Annotated in this window: 23 protein-coding genes and 1 pseudogene; 15 read left to right on the top strand and 9 right to left on the bottom strand. The window is 67.8% G+C overall.

What is annotated here, in order from left to right:
- Positions 1-87: 87 nt before the first annotated feature.
- Both ACVWWN_RS39315 and fbaA read left to right on the top strand, forming a co-directional pair.
- Positions 88-1,099, top strand: a pseudogene (locus ACVWWN_RS39315) (alcohol dehydrogenase catalytic domain-containing protein).
- Between the two features lie 51 nt (positions 1,100-1,150).
- Positions 1,151-2,188 (top strand): class II fructose-bisphosphate aldolase, encoded by a 1,038-nt coding sequence (fbaA, locus tag ACVWWN_RS39310; RefSeq protein ID WP_457148704.1) that lies wholly within the window; start codon positions 1,151-1,153, stop codon positions 2,186-2,188.
- A 48-nt stretch (positions 2,189-2,236) separates the two neighbouring features.
- Here the strand turns inward: fbaA and ACVWWN_RS39305 are convergent, their stop codons facing one another.
- Positions 2,237-3,046 carry an Rv0361 family membrane protein gene (locus tag ACVWWN_RS39305; RefSeq protein WP_457148703.1) on the bottom strand — a complete coding sequence of 270 codons (810 nt, stop codon included), beginning with the start codon at positions 3,044-3,046 and terminating at the stop codon, positions 2,237-2,239.
- Positions 3,047-3,178: 132 nt separating this feature from the next.
- Here ACVWWN_RS39305 and ACVWWN_RS39300 point away from each other — a divergent pair, with 132 nt between their 5' ends.
- Positions 3,179-3,595: a DUF3151 domain-containing protein gene (locus ACVWWN_RS39300; protein WP_457148702.1), complete on the top strand. Its 417-nt coding sequence runs from the start codon at positions 3,179-3,181 to the stop codon at positions 3,593-3,595.
- A gap of 36 nt (positions 3,596-3,631) precedes the next feature.
- Here the strand turns inward: ACVWWN_RS39300 and ACVWWN_RS39295 are convergent, their stop codons facing one another.
- The 3 genes from ACVWWN_RS39295 to ACVWWN_RS39285 are packed head-to-tail and all read right to left on the bottom strand — an operon-like array spanning position 3,632 to position 5,942.
- Positions 3,632-4,522: a cation diffusion facilitator family transporter gene (locus tag ACVWWN_RS39295; protein ID WP_457148701.1), complete on the bottom strand. Its 891-nt coding sequence runs from the start codon at positions 4,520-4,522 to the stop codon at positions 3,632-3,634.
- A 45-nt stretch (positions 4,523-4,567) separates the two neighbouring features.
- Entirely contained in the window at positions 4,568-5,350 is a 783-nt protein-coding gene (locus ACVWWN_RS39290; protein ID WP_457148700.1) for a site-2 protease family protein, read from the bottom strand.
- Between the two features lies 1 nt (position 5,351).
- On the bottom strand, positions 5,352-5,942 hold the full coding sequence (locus ACVWWN_RS39285) for a peptidase M50 (protein WP_457148699.1): 591 nt from the start codon (positions 5,940-5,942) through the stop codon (positions 5,352-5,354).
- An 83-nt stretch (positions 5,943-6,025) separates the two neighbouring features.
- On the opposite strand from ACVWWN_RS39285, the gene ACVWWN_RS39280 reads away from it, so the two are divergent.
- The 3 genes from ACVWWN_RS39280 to ACVWWN_RS39270 are packed head-to-tail and all read left to right on the top strand — an operon-like array spanning position 6,026 to position 8,643.
- Entirely contained in the window at positions 6,026-7,324 is a 1,299-nt protein-coding gene (locus tag ACVWWN_RS39280; protein WP_457148698.1) for an adenylosuccinate synthase, read from the top strand.
- Positions 7,321-7,956 (top strand): PaaI family thioesterase, encoded by a 636-nt coding sequence (locus ACVWWN_RS39275; RefSeq protein WP_457148697.1) that lies wholly within the window; start codon positions 7,321-7,323, stop codon positions 7,954-7,956. The genes ACVWWN_RS39280 and ACVWWN_RS39275 overlap by 4 nt, the downstream gene beginning before the upstream one ends.
- A gap of 57 nt (positions 7,957-8,013) precedes the next feature.
- Positions 8,014-8,643, top strand: coding sequence for a hypothetical protein (locus ACVWWN_RS39270; RefSeq protein ID WP_457149449.1), 630 nt, complete (start codon positions 8,014-8,016; stop codon positions 8,641-8,643).
- On the opposite strand, the gene ACVWWN_RS39265 is transcribed toward ACVWWN_RS39270, so the two are convergent.
- Genes ACVWWN_RS39265 through ACVWWN_RS39250 form a run of 4 tightly spaced genes read right to left on the bottom strand, consistent with a single transcriptional unit; the run spans position 8,640 to position 12,885 of the window.
- Positions 8,640-8,831 carry a ferredoxin gene (locus ACVWWN_RS39265; RefSeq protein WP_457148696.1) on the bottom strand — a complete coding sequence of 64 codons (192 nt, stop codon included), beginning with the start codon at positions 8,829-8,831 and terminating at the stop codon, positions 8,640-8,642. The two genes, ACVWWN_RS39270 and ACVWWN_RS39265, sit on opposite strands and share 4 nt — an antisense overlap.
- The gene (locus ACVWWN_RS39260; RefSeq protein ID WP_457148695.1) at positions 8,828-10,033 is read right to left on the bottom strand and encodes a cytochrome P450; all 1,206 of its coding nucleotides are present in this window, start codon (positions 10,031-10,033) and stop codon (positions 8,828-8,830) included. The genes ACVWWN_RS39265 and ACVWWN_RS39260 overlap by 4 nt, the downstream gene beginning before the upstream one ends.
- 10 nt (positions 10,034-10,043) lie before the next feature.
- Entirely contained in the window at positions 10,044-10,778 is a 735-nt protein-coding gene (locus tag ACVWWN_RS39255) for an alpha/beta fold hydrolase (protein ID WP_457148694.1), read from the bottom strand.
- 13 nt (positions 10,779-10,791) lie between these two features.
- Positions 10,792-12,885: an MMPL family transporter gene (locus tag ACVWWN_RS39250; protein ID WP_457148693.1), complete on the bottom strand. Its 2,094-nt coding sequence runs from the start codon at positions 12,883-12,885 to the stop codon at positions 10,792-10,794.
- Between the two features lie 63 nt (positions 12,886-12,948).
- Here ACVWWN_RS39250 and ACVWWN_RS39245 point away from each other — a divergent pair, with 63 nt between their 5' ends.
- Positions 12,949-13,425 carry a MarR family winged helix-turn-helix transcriptional regulator gene (locus ACVWWN_RS39245; RefSeq protein WP_457148692.1) on the top strand — a complete coding sequence of 159 codons (477 nt, stop codon included), beginning with the start codon at positions 12,949-12,951 and terminating at the stop codon, positions 13,423-13,425.
- Here the strand turns inward: ACVWWN_RS39245 and ACVWWN_RS39240 are convergent.
- Positions 13,422-15,023, bottom strand: a complete 1,602-nt coding sequence (locus ACVWWN_RS39240) for a Na+/H+ antiporter (RefSeq protein WP_457148691.1) — start codon at positions 15,021-15,023, stop codon at positions 13,422-13,424. The genes ACVWWN_RS39245 and ACVWWN_RS39240 overlap by 4 nt on opposite strands.
- A gap of 43 nt (positions 15,024-15,066) precedes the next feature.
- Between ACVWWN_RS39240 and ACVWWN_RS39235 the strand changes: the two genes are divergently transcribed.
- The 8 genes from ACVWWN_RS39235 to ACVWWN_RS39200 all read left to right on the top strand — a co-directional run bounded on the left by ACVWWN_RS39235 (position 15,067) and on the right by ACVWWN_RS39200 (position 20,320).
- Positions 15,067-15,387, top strand: coding sequence for a UBP-type zinc finger domain-containing protein (locus ACVWWN_RS39235; RefSeq protein ID WP_457148690.1), 321 nt, complete (start codon positions 15,067-15,069; stop codon positions 15,385-15,387).
- Positions 15,388-15,410: 23 nt separating this feature from the next.
- Positions 15,411-16,691 (top strand): formate-dependent phosphoribosylglycinamide formyltransferase, encoded by a 1,281-nt coding sequence (purT, locus tag ACVWWN_RS39230; RefSeq protein WP_457148689.1) that lies wholly within the window; start codon positions 15,411-15,413, stop codon positions 16,689-16,691.
- Between the two features lie 42 nt (positions 16,692-16,733).
- The gene (locus ACVWWN_RS39225) at positions 16,734-17,138 is read left to right on the top strand and encodes an Rv0361 family membrane protein (protein WP_457149448.1); all 405 of its coding nucleotides are present in this window, start codon (positions 16,734-16,736) and stop codon (positions 17,136-17,138) included.
- 43 nt (positions 17,139-17,181) lie between these two features.
- Complete coding sequence (locus ACVWWN_RS39220) at positions 17,182-17,748, top strand: AMP-binding protein (protein WP_457148688.1); 567 nt, start codon at positions 17,182-17,184, stop codon at positions 17,746-17,748.
- A 5-nt stretch (positions 17,749-17,753) separates the two neighbouring features.
- Entirely contained in the window at positions 17,754-17,969 is a 216-nt protein-coding gene (locus ACVWWN_RS39215) for an AMP-binding protein (RefSeq protein ID WP_457148687.1), read from the top strand.
- A gap of 240 nt (positions 17,970-18,209) precedes the next feature.
- On the top strand, positions 18,210-18,656 hold the full coding sequence (locus tag ACVWWN_RS39210) for a class I adenylate-forming enzyme family protein (RefSeq protein WP_457148686.1): 447 nt from the start codon (positions 18,210-18,212) through the stop codon (positions 18,654-18,656).
- A gap of 33 nt (positions 18,657-18,689) precedes the next feature.
- On the top strand, positions 18,690-19,103 hold the full coding sequence (locus ACVWWN_RS39205; protein WP_457148685.1) for a rhodanese-like domain-containing protein: 414 nt from the start codon (positions 18,690-18,692) through the stop codon (positions 19,101-19,103).
- Positions 19,100-20,320, top strand: coding sequence for an O-succinylhomoserine sulfhydrylase (locus ACVWWN_RS39200; RefSeq protein ID WP_457148684.1), 1,221 nt, complete (start codon positions 19,100-19,102; stop codon positions 20,318-20,320). The genes ACVWWN_RS39205 and ACVWWN_RS39200 overlap by 4 nt, the downstream gene beginning before the upstream one ends.

The raw sequence follows: 20,320 nt of genomic DNA, 5'->3' as shown, positions 1-20,320 counted from the left end.
CGGCGGTGGCGATCACGGGTCTCAAGGCTACCGGCGACCCTCTGAGAACAGCCTGAAGCGGGCGGCCGACGGCGATATGGTCCCGTTATGCCCACCCACAGAGCCGCTCAGATAACGTCCGCAAACCAGCCACTCACCCTCGTCGACGTGGAGACTTCGCCGCCGGGCCCCGGCCATGTGCGCATCGCGGTTGCCGCCTGCGGCGTGTGCGGCACCGACCACGGCTTCGCCAGCGGGGGATTCCCCGGAATGACGTGGCCGCTGACGCTCGGCCACGAGATCGCGGGGACCATCGCCGAGATCGGCGACGGCGTCGAGCACTTCGCCGTCGGTGACCGGGTGGCGGTCGGCTGGTTCGGCGGCAACTGCAAGGGCTGCACACCCTGCCGCAAGGGACAGTTCATGCAGTGCGAGTACCTCGAGGTGCCGAGTTGGCACTATCCGGGCGGCTACGCCGAATCGGTGACGTCGCCGGCCTCCGCGCTGGCCCGCATCCCGGACGGGTTGTCGTTCGCCGAGGCCGCGCCGCTTGGCTGTGCCGGGGTGACGACGTACAACGCGTTGCGCCAGTCCAAAGCGGTGACGGGGGACCGGGTCGCGGTGCTGGGTATCGGTGGCCTCGGGCACCTCGGCGTGCAGTGGGCACGGACGATGGGCTTCGAGACGATCGCGATCGCGCGTGGGGCCGACAAGGAAGCCGACGCGTGAACTCGGCGCTCATCACTACATCGATTCCACCGCCGGCGACGTCGCCGCCGCACTGCAGAAACTGGGCGGTGCCCAGGTGGTGCTGGCCACCGCGGCCAACTCCGCGGCAATGGCTGCGACGGTCGGCGGACTGGCCGCCCAGGGCGAGCTCGTCACGGTCGGCGTGACCACCGAACCGCTGCCCATCTCACCTGCCGATCTGATCACTCCCAATCTGTCCGTAGTCGGTCATCCGTCCGGCACGTCGCGCGACGTGGAGGAGACGATGCACTTCGCCGTGCTCTCCGGTGTCCGGGCCCGCATCGAGGAGCGTCCGCTGGCCGAGGCGGCCGAGGCGTTCGCGGCGATGCAGGAAGGGCGGGCCCGCTACCGCATGGTGCTGGCGGTCTAGCTTCTTGAGATACTCGGGTCCTGACACGCAGATCGGCCGAGAGGAACTGCCATGCCCATCGCAACGCCCGAGGTCTATGCCGAGATGCTCGGCCGCGCCAAGGAGCATTCGTTCGCGTTCCCGGCCATCAACTGCGTCGGCTCGGAGTCGGTCAATGCCGCCATCAAGGGTTTCGCCGACGCGGGCAGCGACGGCATCATCCAGTTCTCCACCGGTGGGGCCGAGTTCGCCTCCGGCCTCGGCGTCAAGGAGATGGTGACCGGGGCCGCCGCGCTGGCGGAATTCGCCCACGTCATCGCGGCCAAATACCCGATCACCGTCGCCCTGCACACCGACCACTGTCCCAAGGACAAGCTCGACACCTACGTGCGTCCGCTGTTGGCCATCTCGGCGGAGCGCGTCGCCAAGGGCGGCGATCCGCTGTTCCAATCGCACATGTGGGACGGCTCGGCAGTGCCGATCGACGAGAACCTCGACATCGCCAAGGAACTGCTGAAGGCCGCGTCCGAGGCCAAGATCATCCTCGAGATCGAGATCGGTGTGGTCGGCGGTGAGGAGGACGGCGTCGAGGCCGAGATCAACGAGAAGCTCTACACCTCGGCCGACGATTTCGAGAAGACCATCGACGCCCTCGGCGCGGGCGAGCATGGCAGGTACCTGCTGGCCGCGACATTCGGCAACGTACACGGCGTATACAAGCCGGGCAACGTCAAGCTGCGCCCGGAGGTTCTCGAGCAGGGACAGAAGGTGGCGGCGAAGAAGCTCGGATTAAGCGACGACGCAAAGCCTTTCGACTTCGTGTTCCACGGCGGCTCCGGTTCGTTGAAGTCGGAGATCGAGGACTCGCTGAAGTTCGGCGTGGTCAAGATGAACGTCGACACCGACACCCAGTACGCGTTCACCCGACCGCTCGCCGCGCACATGTTCACCAACTACGACGGTGTGCTCAAGGTCGACGGCGAGGTCGGCAACAAGAAGGTCTACGACCCGCGCAGTTATCTGAAGAAGGCCGAGGCCGGCATGAGTGAGCGGGTCGTCGAGGCGTGCACCGACCTGCACAGCGCGGGCCGGTCGGTTACCGCCGGCTGAAGCGGCAATTGGACACCGCCGGCTGAGCCGGCAATTGGACACCGCCGGTTAACCGGTCGCGGCCTGGCAGATCTTCCACTGGTCGTCGCGGAACTGCAGGTCGAAGCTGCGCGTCGAACGGGTCTGTGGCGCGTAGGCCATGAACGTGGTGACGTTGGCCTCGGCGTGGTCGCCGTTGATCACCACCTGGTCAATGCTCGCGACGACGGGGTACTGCTTGGCCGCGGCCACCCGGGAGTGCGTCTCGGTCCAGGAGCTCTCGTCGTAGTTGACGTAGCTGTCACGCGTGGTGCCGCAGGTGATGCTGCGCAGCGTCGCGAGGTCGCCGTTCTGGATCGCGATGTCGAAGTTCTGGATCGTCGCGCGGACACTGTCCGCCTGCGACGCCTTCGGATCGGAGTCCCGGGTCAACAGCACCGCGCCGAGAATGGCGAGCGCGACCAACGCCGCGATGACCAGGATCACCGCCACCACCCAGCCCCAGCTGCGACGGGTGCGTGGCGGCTTGGGCGCCTCGCCGCGGGGTGGAATCACTTGCGGCGAAACATTTTTCTGCGACGCCGTCTTCTCGGTCGGTACCGAGAAGATCTCGGTGGCGGGTTCCGGGGGCGTGTCGATCTTCTGTGTTGATCCGTCGAATCCTGACGGCGCGGTGAAGCGGCGCTCCGGCGCCTGCGGCTCGGCCGGAGCGAAGATCTCCGTGGCCGGCTCGTGCCCCGCAGCGAGCGGGTACGGGGCGGTCTCGGACTGGTCCCCGGCCGCATCGGACGCGGTGCCGTGGGCCGGCGCGGCGTCGTCGGGTCCGGCGCCCTCGTCAGTGCGTTTGTCCGGTTGGTCCGGCCCTGATGGCTTAGACATCCCTGACATCCCTGACACCCCTGCTCTGGTCCTCCCGTACGACGCTACGCGGGAAGCTTAGTCATCCGGTCCGCCCGATGCTCGAAGCCATGCGTGGTTCAGTGCGATTGCCCGCCACGGCACAATGGGGCCATGACGAGCATGGGTGATCTCCTCGGACCGGAACCAGTACTGCTGCCCGGCGACCCCGCCGCAGAGGCCGAACTGGCCGCCGCGGAGAATCCGGCGATCGTGGCCGCCGCGCACCCGTCGGCATCGGTGGCATGGGCCGCGCTCGCCGAGGACGCGCTGGCCGACGACAAGGCCGTCACCGCGTATGCGTATGCGCGCACCGGCTATCACCGCGGCCTGGATCAGTTGCGCCGCAGTGGCTGGAAGGGTTTCGGACCCGTGCCGTATCGCCACGAGCCGAACCGCGGGTTCCTGCGCTGTGTCGCGGCGCTCGCGCGCGCCGCCGACTCGATCGGTGAGACCGACGAGAATCAGCGTTGCCTGGATCTGCTCGACGACTGCGATCCCGGGGCCCGCGCCGCACTCGGTCTGGGCTGATGCTCTTCGCGCAAGCGGCTCATCGGCGATAGCCGTTCATTCGGCGTCGCATTTGCAGTCGGCGGCGCCGGTTGGCGGCTCCACCTGGACCGTGGCGTGGTCGAGGCCCCGCGCGGTCAGGATCGCGCGGGCGGCGTCGAGCACCGTGGCCGAATCCCGTTCGCTGGTCAGGTGTGCGGTGACCATGTCCTTGCCCGGTACCAGGGTCCACACGTGCAGGTCGTGCACCTCTGTGACACCTTCGACGGCGCACAGCGCGGACCGAAGTTCGTTGACGTCGATGTGGTTGGGGGAGGATTCGGACAGGATCCGCAACGCGGCGCGCGCCAGCGCGATCGCCCGCGGCAGCACCCACAGCGCGACGAATACCGCGACCACCACATCCGCATAGGGCCAGCTGGTCGTCACGGTGACGATGCCTGCGAGCAGCACGCCGATGCTGCCGACGGTGTCGGCCACCACCTCCATGTAGGCGCCCTTGACGGCCAGGCTGTCCTCGGAATGCGATCGCAGCATCAGGACCACCACGGCGTTGGCGACCAGCCCGGCCAGCGCGACGACGATCATCGGCACACCGGGGACGTCCGGCGCCCGGCCGAGCCGCTCGAACGCCTCGAAGAGGATGAACGCCGCGACCCCGATCAGCAGCACGGCGTTGGCGACCGCGGTGAAGACCTCGGCCCGATGCCAGCCGTAGGTGCGGGCGGGCGAGGTGCTGCCGCGGCGGGCGAGCAGCACCGCGGTCAGTCCCATGAACATGGCCACCAGATCGGTGAGCATGTGGCCGGCGTCGGCGAGCAGCGCGATCGAGTTGATCAGCAGCGCGGTCGTCAGCTCGAGCACGAAGAACGCCGTCAGGATTCCCGCCGCGATGAGCATCCGGCTGACACGGGTGTCGGCGTTGCTGTGATCGTGCCCGGCGCCCATTCCTGCAATATATGCGCAAAGTCGCATATGTCGCAAGCGGCCGGCTCAGACCCAGGCGGACCAGAACCGGGTCAGCCGACCGCCCAGCTGCCAGAGGCCTTCGGGAATCCCGGACAGGCCGATGATCCAGTCGATCACCGCGAAGAACCACTGATTGAGGCCGGGCGCGAGCAGCAGGACCAGCAGGATCAGGAAGCCGAATTGCTTTGCCGGTGCCACTGCGCGCTGGGTTTCGGGGCTCAGGTGTGGTTCCAGGGCGCCGTAGCCGTCCAGACCGGGAATGGGCAGCAGGTTGAGCACGGCCGCGGTGATCTGCAGGAAAGCCAGGAACGCCATGGCTCCCCAGAACGCCAGGTGGTCGAAATCGCCGAACGCGCGGATGGCGATCAGGAGCACCACCCCCAGCACCACGTTGGCGACCGGGCCGGCCATGCTGACCAGGGACTTCTGCCGTGGGGTCATGAACGACGTCCGCAGGTACACCGCGCCGCCGGGGAATCCGATGCCGCCGAGCGCGATGAACAGCACGGGCAGCCCCAGCGACAGCATCGGATGGGAATATTTCAACGGGTTCAGCGTCAGGTATCCATAGGCCTCGACGCCGCGATCGCCGAAGCGCCAGGCCGTGTAGGCGTGGCCGAATTCGTGCAGGCACAGCGATACCAGCCAGCCGAACACCACGAAGACGAACACACCGACATAGGCCAGTGGCGCCCTGATGTCGTCCCCGACGAACCAGGCCAGTCCGCCTCCGGCGGCGGTGATGGCCACGACGGCCAGGAAGATCGGGCTCGGCCGCACCGATTGACGCAGCGGGCGGATGTTCACCTCACGAAGCTACCTGCAGCCAGCCCTCGGTATGGCGGTAGAAGGTGGAGCGGCGCACGGGCCGCGGTCCGTGCAGTCCGTCGCGGATCACCAGCGCGGAGTCGCTGCCGAGCTGCGCGGCGCGGCCGGTGATCCAGCGCTTGGGCCGCATGCGAGTCGTCAGGACGCTGGCGCGCAGGCCGGGCATGGCCGGGATCGGCTCGATCCGGACGCCGGTCACCTCGCCGTCGAACAACGGGGTGTCGTCGACGGTCGCCTCGCCGTGAATCGCCTGCCGACCCTCGGTGGCCAGCCAGAACGCGGCCCGGGTGATGACGGTGCCTGTCTCGTCGCGGATCAGCGGCATCCGGGTGGCCGGGGCAGTGAGAGCGCGGCGCCCACCCCACGGCCGGTGCACGTGCGCGACCTCGATGTCGAGCCGATCCGCCCGCATCAACCGGGTCAGCACCGTCGCGAGATCGGTATGGGATCCGACAACGATCACTCGTCGATGCGAGGTCAGGTTGTCCAGATCCGTGGTCGGCAGATTCCGAAGCGCGCGCGGGGTCCGTCGGCCCTCGAAGCGCAACACCACAACGTCGGTGGTGGTCAAAGCAGCTCCTCGCAAACGGCTGGGATAGGGTAGCTCACCGGCTGCACAGAGTATTGAGGCAGATAAAGCGGGAGACAAATGCCATGCCGGCAATAGTGCTCATCGGCGCACAGTGGGGCGACGAGGGCAAAGGGAAAGCCACCGATCTGCTCGGTGGCCGTGTCCAGTGGGTCGTGCGGTACCAGGGCGGCAACAACGCCGGGCACACGGTGGTGCTGCCGACGGGCGAGAACTTCGCGCTGCACCTGATCCCGTCGGGAATCCTGACCCCCGGCGTCACCAACGTCATCGGCAACGGCGTGGTGGTCGATCCCGGTGTGCTGCTCACCGAGCTCAGGGGGCTCGAGGATCGCGGCGTCGACACCGAACGGCTGTTGATCTCCGCCGACGCGCACCTGTTGATGCCGTATCACGTGGCGATGGACAAGGTCGTGGAGCGGTACGCGGGCAACAAGAAGATCGGCACCACCGGGCGCGGTATCGGTCCGTGCTACCAGGACAAGATCTCACGGATCGGGATCCGGGTCGCCGACGTGCTCGACCAGGCCCTGCTCGCCGACAAGATCGGTGCCGCACTGGAATTGAAGAACCAGGTGCTGGTCAAGGTCTACAACCGGAAGGCGCTCGAGCCCGCCGAGGTGCTGGAGAACTTGCTGACCCAGGCCGAGGGTTTCACGCACCGCATCGCCGATACCCGGTACCTGCTCAACGCCGCGCTCGAGAACGGCGAAGCGGTGCTCCTGGAAGGCTCGCAGGGGACACTGCTCGACGTCGATCACGGCACGTATCCCTTTGTCACATCGTCGAATCCGACCGCGGGTGGGGCGGCGGTCGGTTCCGGCATCGGTCCCACCCGGATCACCACAGTGCTGGGCATCCTGAAGGCGTACACCACCAGGGTCGGCTCGGGCCCGTTCCCCACCGAACTGTTCGACGAGAACGGCGAGTACCTGGCCAAGACCGGCGGCGAGGTCGGGGTGACGACGGGCAGGCGCCGCCGATGTGGCTGGTTCGACGCCGTCATCGCCCGCTACGCGACCCGGGTCAACGGCATCACCGATTACTTCCTGACCAAGCTCGACGTGCTTTCCAGCCTCGACACCGTGCCGGTCTGTGTCGGCTACCGTGTCAACGGCAAGCGCCTCGACGACATGCCGATGACCCAGAGTGACATCGCCAGAGCCGAACCGATCTACGAAGAACTGCCGGGCTGGTGGGAGAACATCTCCACCGCGCGGGAGTTCGACGATCTGCCCGCCAAGGCGCGCGACTATGTGCTGCGGCTGGAAGAGCTTGCCGGCGCCCATGTTTCGTGCATCGGCGTGGGCCCCGGGCGGGACCAGACGATCGTGCGCCGCGACGTCCTGGCAGCGCGACCGTGACGGAAGATCCCCGGCTGGTCGACCCCGACTATGACAGGCACGGCGGATTTCCGAATTTCCAAGCGGCAGAACCGGGCCCGGGTTTCGGCAGGTTCCTCACCGCGATGCGGCGCGCGCAGGATCTCGCCGTGTCGGCCGATCCCGACAGCGACACCTGGGAGCAGGCGGCCGACCGCGCCGAGGAGCTGGTGAAACTGCTCGACCCCTTCGAGGCGCCCGAAGGCGTGGGCCCGGCCAACCGCGTGCCGTCTCTGCCCGGCGCCGGGAGCCTGTTGATGGTGCCGTTCCGGGTGACCAAATTCGATTCCGAGGCCGTGGAGCTCGACGTGCAGTTCAGTCGCTTCCACGTGGGCGGCAATTACGCGGTGCACGGCGGGGTGCTGCCGCTCATGTTCGACTCGGTGTTCGGCATGGTCATCCACGCGACCGGCCGCCCGATCAGCCGGACGGGGTTCCTGCACGTCGACTACCGCAGGGTCACCCCGATCGACACACAGTTGACGGTGCGTGGCTGGGTGCGGGAAGCCGAGGGCCGCAAGGCATTCATCAACGCCGAACTGCGCGGGCCCGACGGCAACCTGCTCGCCGAGGCGAACGGGCTGATGATCAGATTGCTCCCCGGGCAGCCGTGACCGTGTCACCATGACGGCGTGACGCAGAAATCAGCAGCCACCCGTCATGTGCGTCGCCTGGCCACCCCGCGCGCGGCCGGACTGGCCGGTGTGCTGTTCGCCCTGCTGTTCGCGACGGCGCTGGTCCTCATCCGCACCGCGTTGCCCGAAGGCGACCAGCCAGGTTCGCAGTGGGTGATCGAGGGCAGCACCAACCTCAGGATCTCGGCGATGATCATGCCGTTCGCCGGGATCATGTTCCTGTGGTTCATCGGCGTCGTCCGGGACGGGTTCGCCGGTTTCGAAGACAAGTTCTTCTCGACGGTGTTCATCGGCAGCGGACTGCTGTTCCTGGCGATGATGTTCGTGGCGTCCGGCGTCGCCGCTGGGCTGGAGGCCAGTAGCGCGCAGATCGCGGGCACCGAGGTGGCCACCTTCGGTCAGATGGTGCTGCTCGCGATATCGAAGACCTACGCGCTGCGGATGGCGGCGGTGTTCATGATCTCGCTCGCCACCATCTGGCTGAAGACGGGACTGATGCCGCGCGGGCTGGTCGCGGTGACTTACCTTGTGGCCGTGGGACTTCTGCTCGCCAGCGATATCACGATGTGGCTGACGCTGGCGTTCCCGACCTGGGTCCTGGTGGTCAGCCTGTTGCTGTTGGCGCGGGCCGGCGTCATCGACCTCGACCGCCACGACGGCGATTAGTCGGTCAGCTGCAAAGCCTGTGAGGGGCACATCTTCACGGCCTCCCGGGCGTGGTCTTCTTCGCCTTCGGGCACTTCGTCGACCAGCACCACCACGATGCCGTCGTCGTCCTGATCGAACAGATCGTCGGAGATCATGACGCAGTTACCGGACTGGATACAGACATCGCGATCGGCCTGAACCTTCACCAACTCACCTCCAGTGCTTTCAGACCGTAGATGAAGTGGAACGACCGAAAGGCCACATCGGCGAAGTCTTCGGCGAGCGCCAGGTTCGGGAATCGGCGTAGCAGTGCCGGGAAGGCGATCCGCATCTCCATCCGGGCCAGCGGCGCGCCCAGGCAGTGATGGACCCCGTGGCCGAAGGCCAGGTGTCCGATCGCCCCGCGATGGATGTCCAAGACTTCCGCCGACTCGATGAAGCCCGGATCCCGGTTGCCCGACGGCAGCGACGCGAACACCAGCTGTCCGGCCGGGATCGGCACCCCGGCGATCTCGACGTCGGTGGTGGTGATGCGCGGAATCGCGGTCTGCACGATCGACAACCACCGCAGCAGCTCCTCGACGGCGGGCGCGACCGCGTAGGGATCGTCGCGGACCGCGGCGAGCTGGTCGGGATGCCGCAACAGGGCCAGCGTGCCCAGCCCGAGCATGTTCGACGTGGTCTCGTGACCCGCCAGCAGCAGCAGGCCGGCCACGCCGATCAGCTGGTCGTCGGTGAGTTCGGCGCCGTGGTCGCGCACCAGCATGCCGAGGATGTCATCACCGGGGTCGAGGCGCGATCGCGCGACGAGACCGGCCATGTATTCGCGGCCCTGCCGCTGCAACTCCATCCGCTCGGCGATCGGTAGCGACAGATCGAGCTGGCGGGCGCTGCGCCGCTGAAAGTCGTCACGGTCGTCGTACGGAACACCCAGCAGCTCACAGATCACCAGCGACGGGATGGGCAGCGCGAAGTGCTCGACCAGATCGGTGGGCGGGCCGGCCGTCTCCATCGCGTCGAGCTGTTGGTCGACGATCTCGGCGATGCGTGGCTCCAGACGCTTCATCCGTCGGATCGTGAACTCGGGTGTGAGCATGCGCCGCAGCTGCTGATGCTCGGGCGGGTCGAGCCCGAGGAGATTGCCTGACCGCGTGCTGGCCTGCTCCTCGGCCGAGACAGGAGGCGCGCCAGGAAGGACGAATCCCGGTGGTCGGCCGTTGGAGAACCGCTGGTGGTCCGACAGCACCTCCTTGATGTCGTCGTAGCGGGTGACGAGGTAGACCGTCATGCCGAACGAGTTGGTGACCGTCCGAACGCCGATGGACTCGCGGATCTCGCGAAGCTCCGGGACAGGATCGAAGGCGATGCGCCGCATGTGCAACGGTGGCAACTCCGGAGCTTGGGTCATGACTTCGAAGCTACCCGCGCAAGACGAACTCCTCGATCAGCTTGTTGACCCTTGGTGGGTCCTCGAGCCCCGCCAGGTGCGCGACGCCGTCCAGCACTCTGATGTCGGCACCGGGGATGGCTTGCGCCATCGCGGTCGTCTCGGCCACCGGGAACGTGGCGTCTTCCGCGCCGGCGATCACCAGCACCGGCGTCTTCACCGCCGACAACAGCTGCCGCTGATCGGGCCGGGCCGGCACCACGCTCTTGACCGCCCAGGAGCCGGACCGCGAATCGACGGCCTGCACCGTCTCGCGCACGAAGCTGACGACGTCGGGGCGCGTGGCAAAAGTCGTGGGCCCGAGGAATGCCTTCAGCACCGACCGGGTCAGCGGCTGCCGGATCCCGCCGAGCAGCTTGGCCGTCTGCAACAGCGAACCGTATTCGATCTTCTGCCGGGCTCCGGCCGCCGACGCGGTGCAGTTCATCAACACCGCGCTGCCGATTCGGTCGGGGCGGGTGGCCGCGAAGGTGCCGCCGATCATCCCGCCCCACGAGTTGCCGACGAAATGCGTCCGCTGCACGCCGAGGCCGTCGAGGATGTCGACGACGCATTGCACGCAATCGGCGAAACTGAAGGGGGCGGTGAGCTTCTCACTGCCGCCATGCCCTGGCGGGTCGACCAGGATCACGTGATGGTCGGTGCCGAAATGGTCGGCCTGTGCCGTCCACATGTCGCCCGTCATCAGGAGACTGGGCCAGAACATGATCGCCTCACCGCTACCGCGGGTACGTAGATGTATCCGTCCCAGCGCGGTGTCGACCCGGTGTTCCTCTACGGTCCGGACGGTACCCGTCCGAGCCGAGTGCAGGCCACCAGATCCGGGGGCCGATGAGCGTGAACAGAGTAGGGACGATCACCGTACGCACCACGAAAGTGTCCAGCAGAATGCCGAGGCCAACGATGATGCCCACCTGGGTGAGCACGATCAGCGGCAGCACCCCGAGCACGCAGAACACCGCCGCCAGCACGATGCCCGCGCTGGTGATGACCGCACCGGTCGCCGATACCGCGCGGACGATCCCGGTCCTGGTGCCGTGCCCGGGTGTCTCCTCACGCGCCCGGGTGACCAGGAAGATCGTGTAATCCACCCCGAGGGCCACCAGGAACAGGAAGGCGAACAGCGGGGCGGTGTTGTCCAGTGCCCGAAAACCGAGGAGGTGCACACTCACCCAGCCGCCGAGGCCGATTGCGGCCAATGCGCTCAGCACGGTCACCGCGACCAGGATCAGCGGTGCGAGGACGGCGCGCAGCAACGCATAAAGCACGATGAGCACCACGGCCAGGATGGCCGGAACCACCACCAGCCGGTCCCGCGCCGCCGCCGCACTGGCGTCGCGCGCCTGGGCATCGGATCCACCCACCAGTGCGTCCGGATCCACCGCATGCACCGAATTGCGTAGAGCGTCAATGATTTCGAATGCCTCATCGGATGCCGGCTCGGCATCGAGCACCACCGACCACTGCATCGGATCGGTCGGGGATGAACCGGCCGGGGAGGCAGACACGACGCCGGGGGTGCCGGTGATGGCCTGCTGTGTCGCGCCGGCGTGCTGAGTCGACCCGATGACACGCGTGGGGTCGGTCAGCCCGCTGGGGAAGTGGGCCGACAGCGTCCGGTAGCCGTTGACCGATTCGGCCTGAACCCGGAACTGCTCGGTCTGGGAGAGCCCGATCGGCGTCGTGAGGAGCCCGGTGCACAGCAGCGCAAGTCCGGCGATGGCGATTACCGCCACCCGGCCGGGCCGGTGCGCCACACCGTCGGCGATGCGATGCCAAATGCCGCTGTCGGTCAGCGGTTTCGTGCCGACGCGCGGGATGAACGGCCAGAACAGTCGACGGCCGAACACTCCCAGTGCAGGGGGCAGCACCAGCAGCACGAACACTGCCGCGACCACCAGGCCCGAAGCGGCCTGCACGCCGAGGCTGCGGGTGCTCGGTGACGAGGCCAACACCAGCGTCAGCAGGGCAAGCACCACGGTCGCGTTGCTCGCCACGATGGCCGGGCCGGCCCGGCGCACCGCGGTGGCCAGTGCTTCACCATGACTCTCGCTGCGGCCCAATTCTTCTCGATAGCGGGAGATCAGTAGCAGCGCATAGTTCGTGCCTGCCCCGAAGACGAGCACGCTGGTGATGCCCGATGTCGAGCCGTCCGGGTCCATGCCGACCGCGTCGGCGATCGCGGTGCCCATCACCGCGGCGACCCGGTCGGCGAACCCGATGACCGCCAGTGGCACCAGCCAGAGCACCGGTGATCGGTAGGTGACGATCAACAGCAGCGCCACCACCCCCGCGGTAACTGCCAGCAGCGTGATGTTGGCGCCCGAGAACGAGTTTGCGATATCGGCGCCAAATGCCGGCCCGCCGGTCACCTCGGCCCGCAGGCCGGTCGGCATTCCGTCGGTCGCGGCCTTGCGCAGGGCCTTGATGGCGTCGTTGAGTGCGAAACCGGACAAGTCGGCGTCGAGCGCGACGGTGGTCACCGCGGCCTGTCCGTCGGTGGAGACCTGAACCGGTGGTGGGTGCGGTTCCGTGTGCGCGGCCTCGAGCATGCGTTGTCGGGCGATTCCGGCCGCGTCGAGGTCGGCCGGCGTGAGCGGGTTTCCGTCGGTACGGGTGACCACGAGGATGACGGGCACGCGGTCACCGCCGGGCAGGTGGGCGCGGGCGGTGTCTGCGCGGGCCGACTCGGCGTTCGCCGGCACCGGTACCGGCGACCGTTGGGTGGAATCGTCGGCGCCGATCAGGGCCATCACTGCGCCGGCGGCCGCGATCACGACGAGTGCGAGCACCCAGGACAGCCGGCGGGACATGACACGAATATTTCAGATTCTTAACAGTTAATCAAATGAACATGATCGGACTATGCTGGTTTCGTGCCGAAGGCCGACAACCGTGCGCAGCTGGAATCGCGCATCGCCGCCGACGTGCGCGCGCTGACCGCCGAGTCCGATCAGATCGGTGGCCACTTTGCTCGACGACATGACCTGGCCGCCAACGACTTTCGCGCGTTGCTGCATGTCATGGTGGCGGAGACGGCCGGATCGCCGATGACGGCGGGCGAACTGCGCAAACGGATGGGCATGTCCGGTGCGGCGATCACCTATCTGGTGGAGCGGATGATCGCGTCCGGGCATCTGAACCGTGACTCCGACCCGACCGATCGTCGCAAGGTCATCCTGCGTGTCGCCGAAGACGGAACGGAGGTGGCGCGAGGGTTTTTCACACCGCTGGCCGAGCACAACACGCGGGCCCTCGCCGACTTGTCCGATGACGACCTGGCCGCCGCGCATCGGACGTTCGCCGCTCTCGTGGAGGCCATGCGCAGGTTCCGTTCGCAGCTCGACGGCTAGTTCCGGTTGAGCGTGGCCTCCTCGAGGTCCAGTCCCCGGAGCATCTCGCGCAGCACCTCGTCGTCGATCCGGCCCTGGTCGCGCTCGTCGATGAATGTCTGACGTTCGGCCGCCAGCATTCCCAGTCGCAGCCGGCGGAACGCCGCCGCCGGGCTCTCGCCGATATCGTCGTCGTCGCGGCCCAGCCGCTCCCATGCAGCGTTGCGGCGCCGGGTGTTCCAGCCCCTCAGCACCTCGGCCGCCCGCTCGTGCACATCGGTGGTACCGCCCTCGGTGAGTATCTGGTCGAGCCGGTCCGCCGCCGCGCGCGCCGCCTTGTCCTGTGCGGCGGCCGCCGCCACGGCGTCGCTCCGCGCATCGTCGCCCTCGACGCCGAGCCTGTGGATCAGCCAGGGCAGCGTGAGGCCGTGCAGGAGCAGGGTGCCGATCACGACGACGAACGTCAGGAACACGATGTGCGCCCGGCCGGGGAACGGGGCACCCGACAGCGTCGTCAGCGGCACACCGAACGCGGCGGCCAGCGACACCACGCCGCGCATACCGGCCCAGGCGAGGATGAATACCTGTGCGGCCGTGGGCTTGCGCTCACGGCCGCGGATCCGCGCGAACAGCGTCCGCGGTAGGTAGGCGAACGTGAACACCCACACGATCCGCACGCCGATCACCGTCGCCAGCACCGCCACCGACGAGATCGCGATCACCGGTCCGGAGATGCCCCGCATCTCCCCGATGACCATCGGCAGCTGCAGGCCGATCAGCAGGAACGCGAACGACTCCAGGATGAGCTGGAGGGCCTGCCACACCGCGCTGTCCTGCAACCGGGTGGCGTAGCTGGCCTGTGTGGAGCGCTGCCCGAGGATCAACGCCGCGACCACCACCGCGAGCACGCCGGAGCCGTGGATGCCCTCGGCGATCAAATAGATGACGAACGGCGCGATCAGGCCGACGGCGCTCTCCACCACCGGATCGTTCAGCCGCGACCGGATGAACGCGATCACCGATCCCAGCGCCACCCCCACCACCACGCCACCGACCGCGGCCAGCGCGAAGGTGCCCGCCGCGCTGCTCCAGGTCGCGGCCGCGCCAATCGCGGCGGCCAGCGACACCTTGTACGCGGTCAGTGCGGTGGCGTCGTTGAGCAGGCTCTCTCCACCGAGCAGCGTCATGAGGCGTCGCGGCAACCCGAGCCTGCGGCCGACCGCCGTCGCCGAGACCGCATCCGGGGGCGCGACGATGGCGCCGAGGGTGACGGCGGCGGCCAGGGTCAGTTCGGGCACCGTCAGGTACGCGACGAAGCCCGCGGCGAACGTCGTCGCCAACGGCAGCCCGACAGCGAGCAGGCCGATCGACCGGAAGTTGGTGCGAAGGGCCACGGCGCTGCTCTCCAGGCCGGCCGACCACAACAGCGGCGGCAGCACCACGTACAACACCAGCTCGGGGTCGAGGTCGACGTTGAAACCAGCGCCGCGCAGTCCGGGAATCAGCCCGAGCGCGAGTCCCGCCAGCACGAGGGCCAGCGGGACCGACACGTCGTAGCGCCGGGCCAGCGCGGCCAGCAGGATCGACACCACCAGAACACCCAGCAACGAGGCACCCACGTCGCAAAACCTCCTTGGTAGCCCGTCCGTATCCTTGATCAGCATGCTGAGGAGATCACGCCGGCGCGAGCCGGAGGCCGCCGCCGTCAGCGAAACATGTGAGCACCTCGCGCCAGGCGGGGTCGGCTCGGGACCGGATCCGGCAGCGCTGACGCCCGGGCACTGCGAGGAATGCGGTGAACTCGGCGAGAGTTCGTGGGCGCACCTGCGGATGTGCCTGACCTGCGGCCATGTCGGTTGCTGCGATTCGAGCCCGCTCCAGCACGCGTACGGGCACTTCCACGAGACCGGGCATCCGGTGATGCGCTCGGCCGAGCCGGGCGAGGACTGGCGGTGGTGCTACATCGACGTCCGAGTGGGTTGACGATCTGGCAGGCTGGACTCGCGATGAGTGAAACGACTGACGGCGACACCAAGACCGACCCGGCCCCGCAGACCGATCCCGAGCCCACCAGCCCGACCGCGGAGCCGCCGGCGGCGGTCACCGGATCCACGGTCATGCTGCTCGGCTCGGGCGAGTTGAGTCGCGAGCTGGTGCTCGCGTTCCAGCGGCTCGGCGCCGACGTCATCGCCGTCGACCGCTATGCCGACGCACCCGCCCACGGCGTGGCGGACCGGGCGGCCGTGGTGAAGATGAACGACGCCGAGGAGCTCACGGCTCTGATCGCCAAGGAAAGCCCGAGGTACGTCGTGGCCGAGGCGGGCATCATCGCCGCCGACGCGTTGATCGCCGTCGCCGAGGCCGGCAACGTCGAGGTGTTCCCGACGCCGCGCAGTACCCGCCTGTCGATCGACCGCGAAGGCCTGCGCCGGCTGGCCGCCGACGAACTCGGGCTGCCCACGGCGCCGTTCTGGTTCGCCGGCTCCGTCGAGGAACTCACGGCGGTGGCCGAGCACGCCGGGTTCCCGCTCGTGGTCAAGCCCGTCTCGGCCGCCCCCGGCGACGGACAGTCGGTGCTGCTGCGCGAAGACGACATCGAGCCGGCCTGGCAGCGCGCGGTCGCGGCCGGCCGTATCGCGCACAACAGGGTGATGGCGGAGACCGTCGTCGATGTCGATTTCGAGGTCACGCTGCTGACCATTCGCACGACCGGTCCGGCGGGCCCGGCCGTGCACTTCTGCGAACCGATCGGACACCACCTGTCCGGCGGAGACGTGCTGGAGTCCTGGCAGCCCCAGCAGATGGCACCCGCCGCGTTGGACGCCGCGAAGTCGATCGCGGCGCGGATCGTCGGCTCGCTCGGCGGGCGCGGCGTGTTCGGCGTCGAATTGCTGGTGCGCGGGGACGAGGTGTACTTCTCCGACGTGCGGCCGCGCCCGTACGACAGTGGGCTGGTGACGCTTCGCTCACAACGGCTTTCGGAGTTCGAGTTGCACGCCAGGGCGATCCTGGGCCTGCCCGTGGACACCATCATGATCTCGCCGGCGGCCGCCGAAGTCAGCTATGCCGGTGCCGAGTCGGGCGTCGTCAAAACCGACGGCGGTCAGTTGAGCGGGGTGCTTGCCGAAGCGCTCGCCGTCGCCGAGAGCGACGTGCGGTTGTTCGACCGGCCCGATGAGACCGACGGACGCAGGCGGCTCGGCGTCGCGCTGGCCACCGCTCCCGATCCGATCGTCGCCAGGGACAGGGCCAGGCGGGTGTCCACCGCACTGCGCAAACTCTGGTAGCCGGTGAACCAGCCGACAGGCCCCGAGGAGGATCGGCCGACGATGGCGCCGTTTCTCGGCGCGCTGGTGATCATCGTCCTCGTCATCATCGGCGTCGGCCTGTTCAGCGTCTTCCGCGGCGACGGGCTCTCCGAGGAGCAGCGGGTCGGCCGCGCCGCCGTCGGCCAGAATGACGCCCTCCAGCGCGAGAACTACGCCGACTTCCGCGCGTACACGTGCCGGGCGCAGCAGGCGAACGAGGGCGAGGTACTCGGCCGCCAACGGCGTTCGGTGGGGGAGCGGGGACACCGCTCCGTGGAGGATGTCACCAACGTGATGATCGACGGCGACAAGGCCACGGCGATCGTGATGTACCAGTTCGACAAGGTGCCGGACACCTCATCGGGCTCCGAGATAGCCTTCGCGCGAGAGGACGGGGCATGGAAGGTGTGTACGAAGAGCCCGTGATCACCAAGCAGGGCCGGACGCCGCGCGGATCATGCCCTTCGACATGTCCGGGGTGGCGCGCGGCGACGACGGTGTGCTGCGCTACACCAACCTTCACCCGTCGCTGCTGGACATGCTGCGGGCCTGGGCCGAGCAGTTTCCCGACCGCGAGAGCGTGGTCGTGTTGGGCGGCGAACGGGTCAGCTACCGCGACTTGTGGGACCGCGCCGAACGCGTCGCCGGTGGGCTGGCCGCGGCCGGGGTGCGCGCAGGCGACCGCGTCGCGAACCGCCACGGCAACGGCCTCGACTGGGTCCTGGGTTTCTGGGGAACACTCATGGCCGGCGGTGTGGTCGTGCCCGTCAACTCCCGGTTCTCCGCCCAGGAGATCGACTACGTGGTCTCCGACTCGGGCGCCGAGGTCATGCTCGAACCCGGCGGGGCGCTGCCAGACGGCGACCCGCTCGTGGTCGAGGGCTCACGCCCAGAGACGCAGGCCGGGATCTTTTACACCAGCGGCACCACCGGGTGTCCCAAGGGCGCGATGATGACGCACGAGAACTTCTGTCGAACAGCGAGACCTGCCGGCGGGCGATCGACTTTCCCGACGACCATCCCATCCGGAACCTGATCTCGGTGCCGCTGTTCCACGTGACGGGCTGCAACAGCCAGTTGATCGTGACCGCCGATGTGGGTGGGACGACGGTGATCATGCCGCAGTTCGAGCCGCAGGCGTTTCTTCACGCGATCGTCGAGGAACGGATCGACACCCTGGTTTCGGCGCCGGCGATCTACTGGCGCGCGATGAGCCAGAAGAACTTCGGCGAGTTCGACATGAGCGGTGTCCGGTAGCTCACCTACGGCGGCGACCCCACACCGCCGGAGATGATCGCTGCGCTTCGCGCATCGTTTCCGAACGCGAAGCTGGGCAACGGCTTCGGACTCACCGAGACCGCGTCGCATGTTCCTGCCGGATCAGTACACCGACTCGCGCCCTGAGACGGTGGGCTTCACCGTGCCCGTCGTAGAGGTGGACCTCGCCGACGTCGACCCGTCAGGCGTCGGAGAACTGCTGACCGCGGTCAGAACGTCGTGGCAGGCTACTGGGGCAAACCGGACAAGACCGCGGAAACGTTCGTCGACGGCTGGCTTCGCACCGGAGACCTGGCCCGCGTCGACGACGATGGGTTCGTCCAGATCGTGGACCGGTTGAAGGACATGATCAACCGGGGCGGCGAGAACGTGTACTGCGTCGAGGTCGAGAACGCCCTGGTGGAGCATCCCGCCGTGTTCGAGGCGGCGGTGGTCGGGGTGCCCGACCCGATGATGGGGGAAAAGGTCGCCGCGGTGATCGTCGTGCGGCCCGGCGCCGAACTCGACCCCGGCGATTTCCGGAGTTTCGCCGCCACGAGGATCGCCGACTTCAAGGTGCCGCAGTACATCGCGCTGCGCTCCGAGTCGCTGCGGCGCAACCCTGCGGGGAAGGTGGTCAAGTCGGTTCTACGCACCGAGACGACATGGGGTGACCAGCACAGGTGATCGGCCCCGGGCAGCTGTGGAAGACTCACGACCGTGAGTTATGCCGGAGACATGACGCCTGAGGAGGCCTGGAAGCTGCTGGTCGACAACCCCGAGGCAGTGCTGGTCGATTGTCGTACCGCCGCCGAGTGGCGGTTTGTCGGGGTGCCTGATCTGACGTCGCTCGAGCGCGACGTGGTGTACGTCGAGTGGAACACCGCCGACGGAAAACACAACGACAGCTTCATCGACGATTTGAGGGCGGCGGGCGTCACGTCCGGTGACCGCCCGGTGATCTTCCTCTGTCGCTCCGGCAATCGTTCGATCGGCGCCGCCGAGGCCGCCACCGAGGCGGGTATCGCCCCGTCCTACAACATCCTGGACGGATTCGAGGGGAACCTCGACGAGCAGCGGCATCGCGGCGGAAGTGGATGGAAAGCTGTCGGCCTGCCTTGGAAACAATCATGAGTGAAAAATCATCGACCCCGTCTGTCCGTAAGCCCGCTGCGCTGCCCGACGGCGTCAGCCAGGCCACCATCGGTGTCCGCGGCGGCCTGCTGAGATCGGGATTCGACGAGACTGCCGAAGCGATGTACCTCACGTCGGGCTATGTCTACGAGACGGCCGCCGATGCCGAGAAGGCGTTCACCGGTGAGATCGACCGGTACGTCTACTCCCGTTACGGCAACCCGACGATCTCGATGTTCGAGGAGCGGCTTCGGCTGATCGAAGGTGCGCCCGCCTGCTTCGCGACCGCGACCGGGATGGCGGCGGTGTTCACCTCGTTGGGTGCGCTGTTGGGCGCCGGAGACCGGCTGGTGGCCGCCCGCAGCCTGTTCGGGTCGTGCTTCATGGTGTGCAACGAGATCCTGCCGCGCTGGGGGGTCCAGACGGTGTTCGTCGACGGCGATGACCTCGCGCAGTGGGAGGAGGCGCTTTCGGTGCCCACCCAGGCGGTGTTCTTCGAGACCCCCTCCAACCCGATGCAGTCGTTGGTCGATATCGCGGCGGTATGCGAGATGGCGCACGGCGCGGGCGCAAAGGTGGTGCTCGACAACGTATTCGCCACACCCATCCTGCAGCAGGGTTTCCCCCTGGGGGTCGACGTCGTGGTGTACTCGGCCACCAAACACATCGACGGGCAGGGCCGGGTCCTCGGCGGGGCGATTCTCGGCGACGAACAGTACATCAATGAACCGGTGCAGAAACTGATGCGGCACACCGGGCCCGCGATGAGCCCCTTCAACGCGTGGACGCTGCTCAAGGGTCTGGAGACGCTGGCGGTCCGCGTGGAACATCAGAACACGTCGGCGCACCGGGTCGCCGAATTCCTGGAAGGCCATCGGGCGGTGGAGTGGGTCCGCTACCCGTTCCTGGAGTCGCACCCGCAGTACGACCTCGCGAAGCGCCAGATGACCGGTGGCGGAACGGTCATCACGTTCGAACTCGCGGACGGCGGCAAGGAGCGCGCCTTCGAGGTGCTCGACAAGCTCGAGCTGATCGACATATCCAACAACCTCGGCGACTCCAAGTCGCTGATCACCCACCCGGCCACCACGACCCATCGTGCGATGGGTCCGGAAGGCCGTGCCGCGATCGGTCTCGGTGACGGGCTGGTGCGGATCTCGGTGGGGCTGGAGGGAACCGACGATCTGATCAATGACCTCGACCGGGCACTGAGCTAG

The sequence above is a fragment of the Mycobacterium sp. URHB0021 genome, assembly GCF_054057895.1.
The sequence above is the reverse complement of the archived record's forward strand: the minus strand, read 5'-3'. Positions and strand labels throughout refer to the sequence as shown.

What these genes read in the sequence shown, in the direction of transcription:
- ACVWWN_RS39250 (WP_457148693.1), bottom strand. Translation starts at nt 12,885, where the DNA reads ATGTCCCGCCGGCTGTCCTGGGTGCTCGCACTCGTCGTGATCGCGGCC.
- ACVWWN_RS39200 (WP_457148684.1), top strand. Translation starts at nt 19,100, where the DNA reads ATGAGTGAAAAATCATCGACCCCGTCTGTCCGTAAGCCCGCTGCGCTG.
- ACVWWN_RS39260 (WP_457148695.1), bottom strand. Translation starts at nt 10,033, where the DNA reads ATGACCCAAGCTCCGGAGTTGCCACCGTTGCACATGCGGCGCATCGCC.
- fbaA (WP_457148704.1), top strand. Translation starts at nt 1,151, where the DNA reads ATGCCCATCGCAACGCCCGAGGTCTATGCCGAGATGCTCGGCCGCGCC.
- ACVWWN_RS39225 (WP_457149448.1), top strand. Translation starts at nt 16,734, where the DNA reads ATGGCGCCGTTTCTCGGCGCGCTGGTGATCATCGTCCTCGTCATCATC.
- ACVWWN_RS39255 (WP_457148694.1), bottom strand. Translation starts at nt 10,778, where the DNA reads ATGTTCTGGCCCAGTCTCCTGATGACGGGCGACATGTGGACGGCACAG.
- ACVWWN_RS39295 (WP_457148701.1), bottom strand. Translation starts at nt 4,522, where the DNA reads ATGGGCGCCGGGCACGATCACAGCAACGCCGACACCCGTGTCAGCCGG.
- ACVWWN_RS39280 (WP_457148698.1), top strand. Translation starts at nt 6,026, where the DNA reads ATGCCGGCAATAGTGCTCATCGGCGCACAGTGGGGCGACGAGGGCAAA.
- ACVWWN_RS39305 (WP_457148703.1), bottom strand. Translation starts at nt 3,046, where the DNA reads ATGTCTAAGCCATCAGGGCCGGACCAACCGGACAAACGCACTGACGAG.
- ACVWWN_RS39300 (WP_457148702.1), top strand. Translation starts at nt 3,179, where the DNA reads ATGACGAGCATGGGTGATCTCCTCGGACCGGAACCAGTACTGCTGCCC.
- purT (WP_457148689.1), top strand. Translation starts at nt 15,411, where the DNA reads ATGAGTGAAACGACTGACGGCGACACCAAGACCGACCCGGCCCCGCAG.
- ACVWWN_RS39220 (WP_457148688.1), top strand. Translation starts at nt 17,182, where the DNA reads ATGTCCGGGGTGGCGCGCGGCGACGACGGTGTGCTGCGCTACACCAAC.
- ACVWWN_RS39235 (WP_457148690.1), top strand. Translation starts at nt 15,067, where the DNA reads ATGCTGAGGAGATCACGCCGGCGCGAGCCGGAGGCCGCCGCCGTCAGC.